This is a genomic window from Calothrix rhizosoleniae SC01 (assembly GCF_900185595.1).
Taxonomy (GTDB): Bacteria; Cyanobacteriota; Cyanobacteriia; order Cyanobacteriales; family Nostocaceae; genus Calothrix_A; species Calothrix_A rhizosoleniae.
Window position 1 is genome coordinate 1 of the sequence record NZ_FYBH01000286.1, and the last position, 1,946, is coordinate 1,946.

Consider the following 1,946-nt stretch of genomic DNA (forward strand, 5'->3'; position numbering starts at 1 on the left):
GACTCCAGGGTTTCAATCAATGCCATTTTAGAGCAAGATGGACAAATATCAGCCATGAGTTCCGTAATACTTGTCCAGTCACGATTAATCGCCAACCAAGTCATGACTGTTTTCTCAAGGGATGTGAGACGTTGAAATTGATGGTCAAGCAGTCGCTTCACACCATTAAATAAAAGAGTTTCTTCTGCTAAAAACAGCGATATCTCCCCTGCAAACACATCACGAATGGAGCTAGCAATGATTTGCAAAGCTAGGGGGCTGTAACTGTAACGTTGGCAGAGTAGCTCTTTCTCTATTTGGCTACCAACTAGCTGCTTGGCTGCAATCAATGCCAAAGCCGCTGACCGTGAACCCGCCAACTGTAAAGAATGCACGGAAAGGTTCGCCCCCTCAAACGTTGCAATCTCAGAAGGTTTTTCACGACTGGTCAACAACAGACAACTTTGATGGCTAGCTTGTCCCACCACCACCAGTAATTCACTGTAGTCTTCATATTCATCCCGAAATTGTCCCGCACGTTCCCCACCCTTGAGGATTGTTTCCACATTATCCAAAATTACCAGACAACGGGATTGCCGCAGCCAATGCATAAACCGGGTCACGGAACAGTCATTATCTTGCTGGCGCGACAGAAAGGGAATTAAATCCCCCAACAAGGTATCCAGGGATGGAGCATTACGGAGCGATCGCCAAATGATGTAGTCAAATTTACCCTGAAGTTCATAGGCAATTTTAGCAGCCAAAGTCGTTTTGCCAATGCCGCCCATGCCCAGTACTGCTACCAAACGACATTGCTCCTGTTCAACCCACTGCCCTAGCAGCTTTAATTCCTCCGAACGTCCGTAAAAGAAGCGGATATCTGGTGCTTCTCCCCAGTCAGTAATAGTACTGATGTTCGGTTGATTAATTGTCAGAAAATTATCAGATTGAGCATTGGGAATTGGTTGGTTTATGGGCGATGGTGTCTCTGGGATAGGTAACTGCAACTGGGTGAGTACACCACGTATGTTAGTCTTATTGAGTTTCTTGTCAAAAGTGCTGCTCAGGAGTTTCCAGAACTTTGGACCAATGTCCCGTTGCAGATAATTAATAGAGTAACCAGAACGTTCAGCAATTTCCTCATAGGTTTCTCCTAACCAAGCCCCCCTCAGTAGATCAATTTCCACTTCCGAGAGCGATCGCTCAATGCTCTGTGATATCGCAGAATTTACAAGCTCTATTGCCTGTTCTAACTCCATTGCCCAATAATTTTTCGCATCCTTACTATTATTCAATCACAGCAACCATACTTTTTGTCGAACTACACCATACTTTTTTCCATACTCCAGTTCCATACCTTTCTGTACAGACATTTTTGGTGTCAGTTTTTATCTTATAAATATGGAGCTTGAATTAATCCTCTATCAAACAAATACGGGGATGAATACAAGCCAATAAAAACACACACAAAAAGGTATATGTAATTATGAAACGTCAATTCTTTAGTGCAATGGCTATATTAACATTTGCTGCCACTCTTGGTACAAATGCAATTCCAGCTTATGGGATTCCTAGAATGATTAAAGAAGTGGAGTATAACGATATACGAGCACAAAATCTTGGTATAGATTCTGCCCTTAGCAAAAGAATTTCGGGTAAAGTTGGAAAACGCGATCGCATTGACGCATTCCGACTCAGAATAAGGTCTAACAAGAAGTTTATAGCGTCTCTGACGAATAGTAAGAACCAGGATGCAGATTTAGAACTGATTCTTGATGCCAACAAAAATGGCATTGTAGATGCTGGAGATTCCAAAGAGCGTATCTCTATTAATGACGGCGATACCCCTGAGAGGATTAATAAGTTTGTCAAAGCTGGGGATTACATTATCAGAGTTGTAAAATCTGATGCTGGTAACTCGGATAATTATTACCAACTATCTATCAATATGTAAAAGATAATCTAAG

The 1,946-nt window shown here is 42.0% G+C and carries 2 protein-coding genes; one reads left to right on the forward strand and one right to left on the reverse strand.

What is annotated here, in order from left to right:
* Positions 1–1,274: NB-ARC domain-containing protein (locus CALSC_RS16945; protein WP_143288285.1), on the reverse strand; the 1,274-nt coding region annotated here is incomplete at its 3' end.
* A gap of 191 nt (positions 1,275–1,465) precedes the next feature.
* Between CALSC_RS16945 and CALSC_RS16950 the strand changes: the two genes are divergently transcribed.
* Positions 1,466–1,933, forward strand: coding sequence for a hypothetical protein (locus CALSC_RS16950; RefSeq protein WP_088242485.1), 468 nt, complete (start codon positions 1,466–1,468; stop codon positions 1,931–1,933).
* Positions 1,934–1,946 lie beyond the last annotated feature (13 nt).